Below are 15,332 nucleotides of genomic sequence, written 5' to 3'. Positions count from 1 at the left end.
ACCGCGCGGCCTGTCTGCTATTCTTCGCAAATGCGGCGAGGAGAGGTGCAGATGACGGGCACGATCTTGGTAACAGGCGGCAGCGGCTATATCGCCGGCTTCCTGATCCGGCAGTTGATCGACAATGGCTGGACGGTTCACACGACGGTGCGCAGCCTGAAGCGCGAGGCCGAAGTGCGCAGCTCGCTGGCGGTCGACAACGACCGGCTTCAGTTCTTCGCGGCCGATCTGGAGCATGATCTCGGCTGGGCGGAGGCGATCGCCGGATGCAGCCATGTCGCGCATGTCGCTTCGCCCTTTCCGATGGGGGTTCCCCAGCATGCCGATGAACTGGTGGTTCCGGCGCGCGAAGGCGCGTTGCGCGCGCTGCGTTTCGCGAGGGCAGCGGGGGTGCGGCGCTTCGTTCTGACCTCGTCGATGGCGGCGATCGCCTATGGGCATGGCGACGGTGGCGGCATCTACAGCGAAACCGATTGGACGAACCTCGATAATCCGGCGGTCATGCCCTATCCGCGCTCGAAAACCGTCGCCGAGCGCGCGGCGCGCGATTGGGTGGCGGCCGAGGGCGGCGACATGGAATTCGCCTCGGTCAATCCAGCAGCGGTGTTCGGGCCGTTGCTGTCCGACGATCTGTCGACGTCGATCGAGGTCGTGAAACAATTGCTCGAGGGCAAGGTGCCGATGTGTCCCGACGTCGGCTTCGGTATCATCGACGTGCGCGACGTTGCCGACCTTCATTATCGCGCGCTCACCGCGCCGGGCATCCGGGACGAGCGCTATGTCTGTTCGGGACCGTTCCTGAAGATGATCGACGTCGCCAACATCCTGACCGCGAACCTGGACGAGCAGGCGCGCAAGGTGCCGACGCGGCGGATGCCCGACTGGCTGCTCAAAGGCTTCGCGATCTTCCGCCCCGAACTCAAGCAACTCGTCGCCGAGCTGGGCAATGTTCGCGGCGGCGATAGCCGTCACGCGATGGAGACGCTCGGCTGGACGATGCGGACGCCCGAGGAGGCGGTGCTGGCGACGGCGCACAGCCTGATCGAGCGAGGAATCGTGAAGGTGTGAGCGTCTTCGTCATTACTTCGCTCCGCTTGCAATGACATTTCGCTAACCGATGCGGTAGGGCACCACGTCGCGGCGGTCGGGGTCGACCAGGATCGGCCGGTCGCTCGGCGGAAAGGCGCGCTGGTCGCAGTCGTCGCGCGGGCAAATGCGGCACGATGATCCGATACGCGTCGCGGCGTGCGGCGCGGTCACATCGACCCCGTCAGCATAGACGAAATCGGCGGCATATTGCGCCTCGCACCCCAGCGCCACGGCATAGCGGCGCGGCGAGCGCGCATAGCTGCCCGACGGTTTCACGAGCCCCTTCGCCATCGACACATAGCGCAGCCCATCGGCTGTCTCGGCGAGCTGGAACAATATGCGGTCGGGGATCGCCGCCGCCTCGTGGACGATCCACAGCGGGCAGGCGCCGCCGAAGCGCGCGAATTGCAGGCGAGTGGCGCTGTGCCGCTTGGTAATGTTGCCCGCCATGTCGACGCGACAGAAGAACATCGGGATGCCCCGCGCGCCGGGGCGCTGGAGCGTCGAGAGGCGATGGCACGCCTGTTCAAAGCTGACGCCATAGTCGAGCCGCAGCCGGTCGATGTCATGCCGCACCGCGCGGGCGCTGGCGCGAAAGGCGGCATAGGGCATCAAAACCGCGCCCGCGGCATAATTGGCGAGGCCGACGTGGAGCAACTGGCGCGCCGCCGCGGTGCGCAGCGGCGACGCCTCGATCACCGCAGCAATCTCGCGCGCGAGCGCCAGCGCCGCCAGCTGGTGCGCAAGTTGAAAGCGGCGCGTTTCGGCGGGCTGCGACGGATCGATGATCAGGTGGCGCATCGTCGCGTCGAAATCGCGCAGCACCTGGTGCTGGCGATAGACGATCGAAATGCCCAGCGCCTCGCGCAGCCGTCGTTCGATCGTCTCGATCGCGGGCGACGGATCGCGGCCGCGCAGCTGGCCCGCCAGCGTCTCGGCGGCGCGGTCGATGCTATCGACATAATTGCCCGCGTCGTGGAACCAGTCGCGTACCTCCTCCCACGGCAGACGGCTGCCCTCGGCGGTGCCGCCGGTCATCGCTTCGTCGATGATCTGGAGCCGCTGGCCCGCGCGGCGATAGGCGGCGTGGAGCGCGACGAACTGGTCGGCGAGCTGCGGTTGCTGCAGCGCGGCGCGCTCAAGCTGCTCGGGCGCCAGCGGTGCGGCGGCGAACAGCGGATCGGCCGCCGCCTCGCGCAACGCCCCGGCACGGCGGTCACCGGCATCGGCGGCGACCTCCTCCCATTCGAGCGGGAAAAGCCTTTGCAGCCGGTCGAGCAGGGCAGGGGTCAACGGCCTGTCGTCATGCTCGATCTGGCTGAGGTAAGAGGCAGAGATGCCGATCGCTTCGGCGAAATCGGCCTGGCTCACGCCTCGCTCAAGGCGGAGCTGGCGCAGGCGCGTACCGGCAAAGATGCGTTGGCGGGTCATAGGCGCCCCCTCTTGTTCCGTTCGTGCTGAGCTTGTCGAAGCACCGGTTTTTCTTCCTCCAAGGCAAGGACGGCCCTTCGACAGGCTCAGGGCGAACGGAAGCTGGTAATTCTACTTTGCAAACTATCACTTTGCAACTTTGCAAATTCGCATTTGCATAGCGGGCGCCGCGGGCGCAGATGGCAGGCTTCAGAAAACCGGAGAAGCCGAGTGTCCGCCAATATTGCCGAAATGGAACGTCGCCGCGCCGCTGCCGCTTTGGGAGGTGGGCAGAAGCGCATCGATGCGCAGCATGCCAAGGGCAAGCTGACCGCGCGTGAGCGGTTGCTGGTACTGCTCGACGAAGACTCGTTCGAGGAACTCGATACCTATGTCGAGCATGACTGCGTCGATTTCGGCATGCAGGATCAGAAGATTCCGGGCGACGGCGTTGTTACCGGATCGGGAACGATCAACGGCCGCCTCGTCTATGTCTTCAGCCAGGATTTCACCGTCTTCGGCGGCTCGCTGTCCAAGCGTCACGCCGAAAAAATCTGCAAGGTGATGGAAAAGGCGATGCTGGTCGGTGCGCCGGTCATCGGCCTCAATGACAGCGGCGGCGCGCGTATCCAGGAGGGCGTCGCCAGCCTCGGGGGCTATGCCGACGTGTTCCAGAAAAATGTGCTGGCGTCGGGCGTCGTGCCGCAGATCAGCCTGATCATGGGACCATGCGCGGGCGGCGCAGTGTACAGCCCGGCGATGACCGACTTCATCTTCATGGTGAAGGATAGTAGCTACATGTTCGTCACCGGCCCTGATGTGGTGAAGACGGTGACCAACGAAGTGGTGACGCAAGAAGAGCTCGGCGGCGCGATCACCCACACGACGAAAAGCTCGGTCGCCGATCTGGCGTTCGAGAACGACATCGAGGCGCTGCTCGCGGCGCGCGACTTCTTCGATTATCTGCCCGAAAACAACCGCAGCGGCGTGCCGGTGCGCCCGACGAGCGATCCCTACGATCGCGCCGAAATGAGCCTCGACACGCTGATCCCGCCCAATGCGAACCAACCTTACGACATGCACGAACTGATCCGAAAGACAGTCGACGAGGGCGATTTCTTCGAGGTGCAGCCCGCGCACGCCGCGAACATCATCTGCGGCTTCGGTCGCATCGAGGGTCGCACGATCGGCATCGTCGCGAACCAGCCGCTGGTGCTTGCGGGCGTGCTCGACATCAATTCGTCGAAGAAGGCGGCGCGTTTCGTCCGTTTCTGCGACGCGTTCGAAATTCCGATCGTTACCTTCGTCGACGTCCCGGGCTTCCTGCCCGGTACCGCGCAGGAATATAATGGCATTATCAAGCACGGCGCGAAGCTTCTCTTCGCCTATGCCGAGGCGACGGTGCCCAAGATCACGGTCATCACACGCAAGGCCTATGGCGGTGCGTACGACGTGATGGCGTCGAAGCATCTGCGCGGCGATTTGAACTATGCCTGGCCGACTGCCGAGATTGCGGTGATGGGCGCGAAGGGCGCGGTCGAGATCATCTTCCGCAGCGACATCGGCGACCCCGAAAAGATCGCCGAACGCACGAAGGAATATGAGGACCGCTTCGCCAATCCGTTTGTCGCGGCGCAGCGCGGCTATATCGACGAGGTGATCTATCCGCACTCGACGCGCAAGCGGATTGCGCTGGGGTTAAGGAAGCTGCGAAACAAGCAGCTCGAAAATCCGTGGAAGAAGCATGACAATATTCCGCTGTAGGGAATGCTGCGATGAACACCGCGCTTTGGATCCTCGTCGTCGGCTTCCTGCTGGTGGATGGCTGGCTCAACTTCAATGAGAGACCTTCTCTCGCGACCGCGCTGTTTTCGGGAAAGCCCGCAGCGGCTCGGCGTTACGGCGGATTGACAGTTTATGGTCTCGTTATCGCCGCTCTGATTTATCTTGGATGGAGTTCCCGATGAAACTCGGCCGCCTCAACCATATCGGCGTCGCGACGCCGTCGATCGCCGACAGCATCGTCTTTTATCGCGACGTGATGGGCGCGACGAATATCCATGAGCCGTTCGACCTGCCCGATCAGGGCGTCAAAGTGTGCTTCGTCGATACGCCCGGCGCGGGCGGGGCGCTCGACGGGACCCAGATCGAACTGATCGAGCCGCTGCCGGGCAATACCTCGATCGCGGGGTTCCTCGAAAAGAACCCGGCGGGCGGGCAGCATCACATGTGCTACGAAGTCCCCGACATTCACGCCGCCAAGGCCGAATTCGAGGCGATGGGCAAGCGCGTGCTGGGCGAGCCGCGGATTGGCGCGCACGGGACGTTGATCTTCTTCCTGCACCCCAAGGACATGGGCGGCGTGCTGACCGAGATCATGGAGACGCCGAAGGGGGCGCACTGACCCATTTTTCCTCGTCACCCCGGACTTGATCCGGGGTCGATTCTTGCGTCCCTGCGAGGAACGGATGCCGGATCAAGTCCGGCATGACGAAAAGAGAGTAGAGATACGCATATGACCGACAAACCGACCCTCGACCAATGGGCCGCCGCCGCCGACAAGGAAGTAAAGGGTAAAGACCTCACCTGGCACACGCCGGAGGGGATCGATGTCAAGCCGCTCTACACGGCCGAGGACGTCCAGACCGATCCCGGCCTGCCCGGTTTCGCGCCCTTCACGCGCGGCGTGCGGGCGTCGATGTATGCGGGGCGGCCGTGGACGATCCGGCAATATGCGGGCTTCTCGACCGCCGAGGAATCGAACGCCTTCTATCGCCGCAACCTCGCCGCGGGGCAGAAGGGTCTCAGCGTCGCCTTCGACCTTGCGACGCACCGAGGCTATGACAGCGACCATCCGCGCGTCGTCGGTGACGTCGGCAAGGCGGGGGTGGCGATCGACAGCGTCGAGGATATGAAGATCCTTTTCGACGGCATCCCGCTCGACCAGATGTCCGTCAGCATGACGATGAACGGCGCGGTCATCCCGATCCTTGCCTTTTTCATCGTCGCGGGCGAGGAGCAGGGGGTCGAGCGCAAGCTGCTCGACGGGACCATCCAGAACGACATCCTCAAGGAGTTCATGGTCCGCAATACCTATATCTATCCGCCCGAACCCTCGATGCGGATCATCAGCGACATCTTCGGCTACACGTCGCGAGAAATGCCCAAGTTCAACAGCATCTCGATCTCCGGTTATCATATGCAGGAGGCGGGGGCGACGCAGGTGCAGGAACTGGCCTTCACCATCGCCGACGGCATCGAATATGTTAAATATGGCGTGGCGAGCGGCCTCGACATCGACAAGTTTGCCGGTCGCCTGTCCTTCTTCTTCGCGATCGGCATGAATTTCTTCATGGAGATCGCCAAGCTGCGCGCCGCGCGCGTGCTGTGGCACCGCGCGATGACGAAGTTGGGCGCGAAGGACGAGCGCAGCAAGATGCTGCGCACCCATTGCCAGACGTCGGGGGTCAGCCTGACCGAGCAAGACCCCTACAACAATGTCATGCGCACGACGATCGAGGCGATGGCGGCGATGCTGGGCGGCACCCAGTCGCTGCACACCAATGCGCTCGACGAGGCGATCGCGCTGCCCACCGACTTTTCGGCCCGCATCGCGCGCAACACCCAAATCGTGATCCAGGAAGAAACGGGCATGTGCAACGTCGTCGATCCGCTCGGCGGCAGCTATTATATCGAGGCGCTGACGCAGCAGCTCGTCGACAAGGCGCAGGAGATTATCGACCGGGTCGAAAGCGAAGGCGGCATGGCCAAGGCGGTCGCCGCCGGCTGGCCCAAGGCGATGATCGAGGAAGCCGCCGCCGCCCGACAGGCGAGGGTGGACCGCGGCGACGATGTCATCGTCGGCGTGAACAAATATCGCCTGAAGGACGAGGATCTGCTCGAAACGCTCGAGGTCGACAACACCAAGGTCCGCGAGGCGCAGGTCGCACGGATCAACCGCGTCAAGGCGAGCCGCGACGAGGTCGCTTGCCAGGCCGCGCTCACCGCACTGCGCCGCGCGGCGGCGGCTCCGCAGTCGATCGAGACCAATCTGCTCGCGCACGCGGCCGATGCGGCGCGCGCGCGCGCGACGCTGGGCGAAATTTCGGACGCGATGGAGGTCAGCTTCGGGCGCTACGGCACGGTGCCGAAGCCGGTGAAAGGCGTCTATGCCGCGCCCTATCAGGGCGACAACCGCTGGGCGCAGGTCGTCGACGGGGTGAAGGCGGTCGAACGCCGTCTGGGCCGCGCGCCCAAGCTGCTCGTCGCCAAGATGGGGCAGGACGGACACGACCGCGGCGCCAATGTCATCGCCTCGGCGTTCAGCGACATGGGCTTCGACGTGGTGTCGGGCCCCTTGTTCCAGACGCCCGAGGAAACGGTCGTGCTCGCGCTCGAAAGCGGGGTCGATGCGGTCGGCGCGTCGAGCCTTGCCGCCGGGCACAAGACGCTGATCCCCGAACTCATCAAGGGGCTGCGCGAGGCGGGGCGCGGCGATATCAAGGTGATCGCGGGCGGCGTCATTCCGCCGCAGGACTACGACTATCTGCGCGACGCGGGCGTGCAGGGCATCTATGGCCCGGGTAGCAATGTGGTGGAATGCGCCGCCGACGTCCTGCGCCTGCTCGGCCACAATATGCCCCCGCTGGAGGATGCTGCATGAGCAACCATAAACCCGAAACGCTGAGCGTTCACGCCGGCACCGCGCCCGATCCGACGACCAAGGCGCGGATCACGCCGATCTACCAGACCGCATCCTATGTGTTCGACGATGTCGATCATGCGTCGCGATTGTTCAACCTGCAGGAATTCGGGAATATCTACACCCGGATCATGAACCCGACGAACGGCGCGCTCGAAGGCAAGATCGCGGCGCTGGAGGGCGGGCAGGCGGCGCTCGCGGTGGCGTCGGGCCATGCTGCGCAGTTTCTGGCCTTCCATACGATCATGGAGCCGGGGTGTGAGATCGTTGCGGCGAAAAAGCTCTATGGCGGCTCCCTCAACCAGCTGGGGCAGAGCTTTCGCAAGATGGCGTGGACGACGCATTTCGTCGATGCCGACGATCCGGCGAATGTTGCGGCCGCGATCAACGACAGGACGCGCGCGGTCTTCATCGAAAGCCTCGCCAATCCGGGCGGGGTCGTGCAGGATATCGCGGCGATTGCAAAGGTCGCCCACGATGCCGGCGTACCGCTGATCGTCGACAACACGATGGCGACCCCGATGCTCTGCCGCCCGATCGAGCATGGCGCCGACATCGTCGTCCACTCGGCGACCAAATTCCTGAACGGTCATGGCAATGCGATCGGCGGCCTGATCGTCGATGCCGGGACGTTCGACTGGTCAAAGGGCGGCAAATATCCCGCGCTGAGCGAACCCAATGCCTCCTATCACGGGCTGACCTTCACCGAGGCGTTCGGGCCGCTCGCCTTCATCCTCGCCGCGCGGACGCTCGGCCTGCGCGACCTTGGCCCCGCGCTCGCGCCGATGAACGCCTTTCTTGCGCTCACCGGCATGGAGACGCTCGCGCTGCGCATGGACCGGCATTGCAGCAACGCGCTCGCGCTCGCCAAATGGTTGCAGGATCATCCGGCAGTGAGCTGGGTCTCCTATGCCGGGCTGCGGGGCAGCCCCTATCACGACCTCGCGCACAAATATCTCGGCGGGCGCGGCGGCGCCGTGTTCACCTTCGGCCTCCAGGGCGGCTACGATGCTGGCGTCAAGCTCGTCTCCGCGGTCAAGCTGTTCAGCCATCTCGCCAATCTGGGCGACACCCGCTCGCTGATCATCCATCCGGCATCGACGACGCACAGCCAGCTTTCGGAGGCCGAACTGGTCGAAGCGGGCGCCGGGCCCGACGTCGTCCGCGTGTCGGTGGGGATCGAACATATCGACGACATCATCGCTGACCTGGCACAGGCATTGGAGACCGAAGCGTGACCGAAACCCGTACCGACTGGACGCGCGAGGAAATCGCCGCACTGTTCGACCTGCCGTTCGACGAATTGATGTGGGAGGCGCAGGGCGTCCATCGCCGCCATCACGCGCGCGGCGAGGTGCAGCTTTGCACGCTCTTGAGCATCAAGACCGGCGGCTGCGTCGAGGATTGCGGCTATTGCTCGCAATCAAAACATGCCGACAGCGGGCTCAAGGCCACCAAGCTGATGGATGTGCGCGCGGTGCTGCAAGCTGCGGCGCAGGCGAAGGATGCCGGGTCGAAGCGCTTCTGCATGGGCGCCGCCTGGCGCAACCCCAAGGACCGCGACATGGCGAGCATCGTCGAGATGGTCGAGGGCGTGCGCGCGATGGGCATGGAAACCTGCATGACCCTGGGCATGCTGACCAAGGAACAGGCGCAGACGCTCGCGGTCGCGGGGCTCGACTATTACAACCACAATATCGACACGAGCCCGGAGAATTACGAGAATATCATCTCCACGCGGACCTTTCAGGACCGGCTCGACACGCTGGAGGAAGTCCGCAATGCCGGGATCAACGTCTGCTCGGGCGGGATTGTCGGGCTGGGCGAGACGCGCGCCGACCGCGTCGGTTTCATCCACGCGCTCGCAACGCTCGAACGCCATCCCGAAAGCGTGCCGGTCAACGCGCTGGTGCCGGTGAAGGGCACCGTGCTCGGCGACATGCTCGAGGGCACCCCGCTCGCGAAGATTGACGATATCGAATTCGTCCGCACGATCGCGGTCGCGCGTATCACGATGCCGAAATCGATGGTCCGCCTGTCGGCGGGACGCGAGAGCATGTCGGAGGCGACGCAGGCGCTCTGCTTCATGGCGGGCGCGAACAGCATCTTCACCGGCGACAAGCTGCTGACGACCGCGAACGCGGGCGACAATGCCGACGCGGCGCTCTTCGCAAAGCTGGGGCTGCGGCCGATGGAAAGCGAAGAGCCGATGCGCCAAGGGATGCTGACGGAGGCCGCGGAGTGATCCTCGCCCTTTTCTATTTGGCGGTAGCAGTCGCGGAGGATCCTCCCGTCGATTGCGACAATCAACGATATCAGGTCGAGATGAACCATTGTGCCGGAAAGGCCTATGAGGTCGCCGATGCTACGCTCAATGCGCAGTGGAAGCTGACCGTGGCCGAGATGCGAACGCGCGACAAGATGATCGATCGCCGCTATGACAGCCAACCGAAGCATTATGACACGCTGCTCGCCGCGCAGCGCGCGTGGCTGACCTATCGCGATCAGCAGTGCCTCTCCGAAAGCTTCGCCGCGCGCGGCGGTAGCATGGCACCGATGCTCCACAGCGGATGCATGGAACGATTGACCAAGGCGCGGACCGCCGAACTCAAGGCACTTGTCGAGGAATATTGATGTTCAAGAAAATCCTGATCGCCAATCGCGGCGAAATTGCCTGCCGCGTCATCAAGACCGCGCGGCGCATGGGCATATCGACGGTCGCCGTCTATTCGGACGCCGACGCGCGCGCGCCCTTCGTGCAGATGGCCGACGAGGCGGTGCATATCGGGCCGTCGCCTGCGTCCGAATCCTATCTGATCGCCGACAAGATCATCGCCGCATGCAAGGCGACCGGCGCCGAGGCGGTGCATCCGGGCTACGGCTTCCTGTCGGAACGCACCAGCTTCGCCGAGGCGCTGGCCAAGGAAAATATCGCCTTCATCGGCCCGCCGGTGAACGCGATCGCGGCGATGGGCGACAAGATCGAGTCGAAGAAGCTTGCAAAGGAAGCGGGCGTCAACGTCGTCCCCGGCTTTGTTGGTGAAATCCGCGACACCGAACATGCCGTCGAGATCAGTAACGAGATCGGCTATCCGGTGATGATGAAGGCCAGCGCCGGCGGCGGCGGCAAGGGCATGCGCCTCGCCTATGACGAAAAGGACGTCCGCGAAGGCTTCGAGAGCGTCAAGCGTGAGGGGCTGAACAGCTTCGGCGACGACCGCGTGTTTATCGAGAAATTCATCCTCAATCCGCGCCATATCGAAATCCAGATTCTCGGCGATCAGCACGGCAACATCCTCTACCTCAACGAGCGCGAATGCAGCATCCAGCGCCGCCACCAGAAGGTCGTCGAGGAAGCGCCGTCGCCCTTCGTCACCGAAAAGATGCGCAAGGCAATGGGCGAGCAGTGCGTCGCGCTGTCGAAGGCGGTGGGCTATTACAGCGCGGGGACGGTCGAACTGATCGTGTCGGGCGCCGACCCGACGGGCGAGAGCTTCTACTTCCTGGAAATGAACACCCGGCTTCAGGTCGAGCATCCCGTGACCGAAGCGATTACCGGCATCGATCTGGTCGAACAGATGATCCGCGTCGCGGCGGGCGAGAAGCTCGAAATGACGCAGGACGACATCAAGATCGACGGCTGGGCGATCGAGAACCGGGTTTATGCCGAAGATCCCTATCGCGGTTTCCTGCCCTCGACCGGGCGCCTGACGCGCTATAAACCGCCGGTGCCTGGCTGGACCGACGATGGCGAGGAAAACGGCCGCCGGGGTGTCGACGGCGTGCGCGTCGACGACGGCGTTTACGATGGCGGCGAAGTGTCGATTTTCTACGACCCGATGATCGCCAAGCTGATCACCTGGGGCGAGACGCGCGACGAGGCAGCCGATCTGCAGGTCGCGGCGCTCGACCGCTTCGAGCTCGAGGGGCTTGGCCACAATATCGATTTTGTCTCGGCAATCATGCAGCATCCGCGCTTCCGCTCGGGCGAGCTGACCACGGGCTTCATTGCCGAGGAATATCCCGAGGGCTTCCACGGCGCGCCGACCGACGAAGCGGTGACCCGCGCGCTCGCGGCGATCGCGGGCTTCATGGCGAGCGCCGAGGCCGATCGCGCGCGGCGCACCGACGGTCAGCTCGGCGACCGGCTCGACCCGCCCGCGAAATGGCAGGTGACGATCGACGGCACGAGCCACAAGGTCAAACTCGGCCACAAGCATATCAAGGTCGACGGTGACAAGATCGACATCGCGCTCGAATATACGCCAGGCGACCGGTTGGTGATTGCTGAGATCGGAGACGGCGAACTGGCGGTGAAGGTCGCGAAGACGCGTACGGGCTGGCGCATGACGACGCGCGGCGCAATACACGACGTGCGCGTGCTGCCTTGGCACGTCGCGCCGCTGGCGAGCCACATGATCGAAAAGATCCCGCCCGATCTGTCGAAATTCCTCATCTGCCCGATGCCCGGCCTGCTCGTCGCGCTGCATGTCGGCGAAGGGGACAAAGTCGAGGCGGGTCAGCCGCTGGCGACCGTCGAGGCGATGAAGATGGAGAATATCTTGCGCGCCGAAAAATCGGGTGTCGTGAAGACGGTCAACGCAGCGCAAGGCGATAGCCTGGCGGTCGATGCGGTGATTTTGGAGATGGAATAATCCACTTTCGTCATTCCCGCGCAGGCGGGAATCCAGCTAAGGCAGTGAGGAAGCTGGATTCCCGCCTGGGGGGGAATGACGGAGAGTTGGAATGCACCTGAATCACGACGCCGCAGCCCCCGCTGCGGAGCCCATCGCCTTCGACGATTTCCTGCGCGTCGATATCCGCGTCGGCACGATCGTCGCGGCCGAGCCTTTTCCCGAAGCGCGCAAGCCGGCGTTCAAGCTGAAGATCGATTTTGGCCCCGCGATCGGCGTCAAGAAGAGCAGCGCGCAGATCGTCGCGCGCTACGCGCTCGAGGATTTGCCGGGTCGGCAGGTTGCGGCGGTCGTCAACTTTCCTCCGCGCCAGATCGGCAAGTTCATGTCCGAAGTGCTGACGCTGGGTTTCGCCGACGCGGCGGGCGAGGTGATCCTCTTTGCTCCCGATCGTGTGGTACCCGATGGAGCTCGGCTGTTCTGAATGAGCTTAACACAATATGTTCAATCAAGATCGTATCCATGGCGGGCGACCAGAGGCGCAATAATCGGCATCGCAGCACTTAGATGATGTCCATAGTTTCGCCAGCGAAACACCGCATCTTTGCTAACCGGGCCGCGCGCGCGCGCATAGCTGGGCGTTGCGGGCGTTGCGGGCGTTGAAGTAACTTCGACGGAATTGGCCGCGGGAAAGCTGAGGCCGGTTGCAACGCTGAGCCGCTCTCCGGCCGTTACTGGATCGGCGACCAGTTGCTCATATGACTGACGATACAGCAGGCACCCGGCAGCTTCCCAATGTGCGGTAAGTCTATCGATAGCCGCGAGATGATGTGCTGCATTGAGCGGGTTGAGTGCGCAATTATATCCATGCGTCAGATGATGCGACATCATTGAAACGACAACGTCGAGGGGATGGCGAGTCATCACTATGAACGGCGATTCCGGAAACGCCATCGTGAGAAGAGGCAAAAACTGTTCGTTGAACGGCATTTTATCCACGAAGTGTGGCGCCTGAGCCGTATCTGCGTCGGCGGAGGCTAGTCCTGAATAGAGGTCGCGAAGCGCGACAGCCAAGCGATCTTTTGTAACATTTCCGAGCGACGCCAAGCCATCGGGATAGCTGCCGAACTGCGTAGAAATATGTTGAACGAGATGGAACGCGAAGGGAAGTTCGCCACGCGCACTGACCATTTGATCAGCGCTTATCAGCTGTTCGAAAAGCGTCGTGCCCGACCGCGGCGGCCCCGTGACGAAGATCGGCTGAGGCAAGCGATCATTCTTCGGTGCGCGGGGCAATGCATTGATAAAGTCTGCTGAAAATATATCGATGACTCGATCGTGATGTGCCGTCAGGCGAGCAGCAGGATATGATAACTTCTCTGAGGCCGCGATCTCCGCTTTGCCGGCGACAAAATCTCCCCACGCATCGTCGTAACGGCCCGCGCGATCCCGCAGTCGACCGCGTGCCAACCTGTCGGATCCGGAAATCGAACTTGCTCGGTCGAGTATGTCGAGCGCCGTTTCCCATTCGTCCGTGCGCATCTTCAGAATCGCAGTCCTAACTGAGATATCCTGCCCCAATTGCGCTGCGAGTTTGTCGGCCCTCTCCAAAATTGCACGGAGATCGTCGAATCGATCAAGCCTTTCGAATACCCAACCTAAGCGGAGCAATACCCCAAGCGGGTCGCTGCTCCCGTCTATGCTTGCCGTTAACTGCATCGCCGCCAGTTCGTATTGCCCGGCGCGGGCAAGTGCAGCGCCGCGCGCAGCGAGCAGATCTGGGTGAGGTGCTTCACCTGGCGGCGTGCCCCGGTCAAGGTGATACAGGGCCAACGCCGTTTCGCCACGACGCGCTGCGAATTGTCCGAGCAATGCGTGTGCTTCATACGCATTGTTCGAGGTTGCCAGAATATCTCGTGCCTGAAGTTCCGCCTCCGCAAAACGGCCTTGAGAGAGCAGCGTCCGCATGCGTGTGAGGTTGGTCGACGACATGCCGGGCTCAACTCACATGCTTAACGGGTCCACCCATCAGCCTTTTCGCGAGGAACAGCTTGAAGAGGATAAACGCGACCAGCCCGACCGCGGCGGTTGCGACGTGGAACAGCCAGAAACTGGTCGTCGGCATCGACGAATACCACGTGCCCACCTCGCCGACGATCTTGTTCGCGCCGAAGAAAGCGAGGTAATAAATGCCGACGATCGTCGCGTTGAGTGCCTTCGGTGCCAGCTTGGTGAACAGCGCGAGGCTGACGGGCAGGATATGCGCAAAGCCGACGCTGTTGAGCAGATGGAACATCACGGGCCAGAACAGCCCGATCTTGCCGTCACCCTGCGTCGCCGCCGCCATGACGAGGCAGAGTCCGCCGGCGATGGTGAAGACGCTGCCGATGATCATCTTGCCCAACTCGTCGGGTTCGCGGTGGCGCTTGCCGTACCAGACATAGAAGGCGGCGACCGCGGCGAGCATCGAGAAGCTCGCCGCCGCGTCGATGGTGATCATCCAGCTCGTCGGCAGCGTCTCACCAAAGAAGGTGAGCTGGAAATGCTGATCGGCCCAGACCAGATAGGCGTTGAAGATTTCCTGATTGGTGAGCAGCGCGACCGCCATCACCGGCACCAGCGTCAGCACCGCGACGACGCGCAGCCAGTCCTGCCGCGACATCGGTTCGCTCGCTTTCGCAGCCGCGCCTTTCGCAGGCCGATTGTCGGCGGGCAGCCATGGTCCCGCCATGATATAGAGGATCAGGCCGATAACCATCACCACGCCCGCGGTGCCGAACCCCCAATGCCAGCCGACCTTTTCGCCCAGCGTACCCGAAATCAGCGGCGCGGCGATGACGCTGACGTTGATCGCGATGTAAAAGATCTGGAACGCCATCGCACGGCGCAGATCGCCGGGCTTGTAAAGTTCGCCGACCTGGCTCGCGATATTGCCCTTGAACAGTCCCACGCCGACGATCAGCGCGAGCAGGGCGAAGAGGAAGGCGCCCTCGAACGCCATCAGGAAATGACCGATCGCCATGATCAGGCCGCCGGCGATCAACGTCGCGCGCCGTCCGAGCCAGCGGTCGGCGATGAAGCCGCCGGCGATCGGAGTCAGATAAACGAGCGAGGTATAATCGCCGAAAATCTTCGACGCGAAGGGTTGGCCGTCGATCCCGCCGTACCAGCCGCGCAACCATTCCAGTCCGAAGACCCCGCTCGCATGTTCGGGCAGCAGCAGATATTTGACCATGTAAAGGACGAGCAAAGTCTGCATCGAATAATAGGAAAAACGCTCGCACCCTTCGACGAAAGCCAGATATCCGAGTCCCTTGGGATGGCCCAGAAAGGCGCGGTCGGCGCGGTCCATGCCCTCTTCGAAATCCGGCGTCGCCTCGGCAATCGTCATATGGTCACTCCCCGAAATTTCGGGCGACCCTAATGTTGCAAATGAAACTTTCCAGACACAATCGACGAACGGCGGCGGGCTCTCCTGCGACCCGGCGCGGTGGAGC

General features: G+C 63.2%; 13 protein-coding genes. 10 read left to right on the top strand and 3 right to left on the bottom strand.

The window, feature by feature from the left end; genetic code table 11:
• The first annotated feature begins 51 nt into the window (after positions 1 to 51).
• Complete coding sequence (locus tag ACT17R_RS00425; protein ID WP_186402051.1) at positions 52 to 1,068, top strand: SDR family oxidoreductase; 1,017 nt, start codon at positions 52 to 54, stop codon at positions 1,066 to 1,068.
• Positions 1,069 to 1,110: 42 nt separating this feature from the next.
• On the opposite strand, the gene ACT17R_RS00420 is transcribed toward ACT17R_RS00425, so the two are convergent.
• Entirely contained in the window at positions 1,111 to 2,520 is a 1,410-nt protein-coding gene (locus tag ACT17R_RS00420) for a helix-turn-helix domain-containing protein (protein WP_186402050.1), read from the bottom strand.
• 210 nt (positions 2,521 to 2,730) lie between these two features.
• Here ACT17R_RS00420 and ACT17R_RS00415 point away from each other — a divergent pair, with 210 nt between their 5' ends.
• From ACT17R_RS00415 to ACT17R_RS00375, 9 genes are all read left to right on the top strand, one after another.
• The gene (locus ACT17R_RS00415) at positions 2,731 to 4,263 is read left to right on the top strand and encodes an acyl-CoA carboxylase subunit beta (protein ID WP_062902586.1); all 1,533 of its coding nucleotides are present in this window, start codon (positions 2,731 to 2,733) and stop codon (positions 4,261 to 4,263) included.
• 11 nt (positions 4,264 to 4,274) lie between these two features.
• Positions 4,275 to 4,466, top strand: coding sequence for a hypothetical protein (locus tag ACT17R_RS00410; protein ID WP_186402049.1), 192 nt, complete (start codon positions 4,275 to 4,277; stop codon positions 4,464 to 4,466).
• Entirely contained in the window at positions 4,463 to 4,903 is a 441-nt protein-coding gene (mce, locus tag ACT17R_RS00405) for a methylmalonyl-CoA epimerase (protein ID WP_186402048.1), read from the top strand. Before ACT17R_RS00410 ends, mce begins: the two co-directional genes overlap by 4 nt.
• A gap of 111 nt (positions 4,904 to 5,014) precedes the next feature.
• On the top strand, positions 5,015 to 7,162 hold the full coding sequence (gene scpA / locus ACT17R_RS00400) for a methylmalonyl-CoA mutase (RefSeq protein ID WP_444808775.1): 2,148 nt from the start codon (positions 5,015 to 5,017) through the stop codon (positions 7,160 to 7,162).
• The gene (locus ACT17R_RS00395) at positions 7,159 to 8,439 is read left to right on the top strand and encodes an O-acetylhomoserine aminocarboxypropyltransferase (RefSeq protein WP_062902582.1); all 1,281 of its coding nucleotides are present in this window, start codon (positions 7,159 to 7,161) and stop codon (positions 8,437 to 8,439) included. Before scpA ends, ACT17R_RS00395 begins: the two co-directional genes overlap by 4 nt.
• The gene (bioB, locus tag ACT17R_RS00390) at positions 8,436 to 9,446 is read left to right on the top strand and encodes a biotin synthase BioB (protein ID WP_186402046.1); all 1,011 of its coding nucleotides are present in this window, start codon (positions 8,436 to 8,438) and stop codon (positions 9,444 to 9,446) included. The genes ACT17R_RS00395 and bioB overlap by 4 nt, the downstream gene beginning before the upstream one ends.
• Positions 9,443 to 9,835, top strand: a complete 393-nt coding sequence (locus ACT17R_RS00385) for a lysozyme inhibitor LprI family protein (RefSeq protein WP_186402045.1) — start codon at positions 9,443 to 9,445, stop codon at positions 9,833 to 9,835. Before bioB ends, ACT17R_RS00385 begins: the two co-directional genes overlap by 4 nt.
• Positions 9,835 to 11,856: an acetyl-CoA carboxylase biotin carboxylase subunit gene (locus ACT17R_RS00380; RefSeq protein WP_234178787.1), complete on the top strand. Its 2,022-nt coding sequence runs from the start codon at positions 9,835 to 9,837 to the stop codon at positions 11,854 to 11,856. Before ACT17R_RS00385 ends, ACT17R_RS00380 begins: the two co-directional genes overlap by 1 nt.
• A 91-nt stretch (positions 11,857 to 11,947) precedes the next feature.
• Positions 11,948 to 12,319: a tRNA-binding protein gene (locus ACT17R_RS00375; RefSeq protein ID WP_186402043.1), complete on the top strand. Its 372-nt coding sequence runs from the start codon at positions 11,948 to 11,950 to the stop codon at positions 12,317 to 12,319.
• Between the two features lie 20 nt (positions 12,320 to 12,339).
• Here the strand turns inward: ACT17R_RS00375 and ACT17R_RS00370 are convergent, their stop codons facing one another.
• Complete coding sequence (locus tag ACT17R_RS00370) at positions 12,340 to 13,803, bottom strand: tetratricopeptide repeat-containing sulfotransferase family protein (RefSeq protein WP_186402042.1); 1,464 nt, start codon at positions 13,801 to 13,803, stop codon at positions 12,340 to 12,342.
• A gap of 31 nt (positions 13,804 to 13,834) precedes the next feature.
• A complete protein-coding gene (locus ACT17R_RS00365; protein ID WP_082819980.1) occupies positions 13,835 to 15,226 on the bottom strand; it encodes a peptide MFS transporter in 1,392 nt (463 codons plus the stop codon).
• Between the last annotated feature and the right edge of the window lie 106 nt (positions 15,227 to 15,332).

It is taken from the genome of Sphingopyxis sp. Q841 (assembly GCF_052384365.1).
GTDB lineage: Bacteria > Pseudomonadota > Alphaproteobacteria > Sphingomonadales > Sphingomonadaceae > Sphingopyxis > Sphingopyxis terrae_A.
This window is presented reverse-complemented; position numbering and strand designations above follow the sequence as displayed.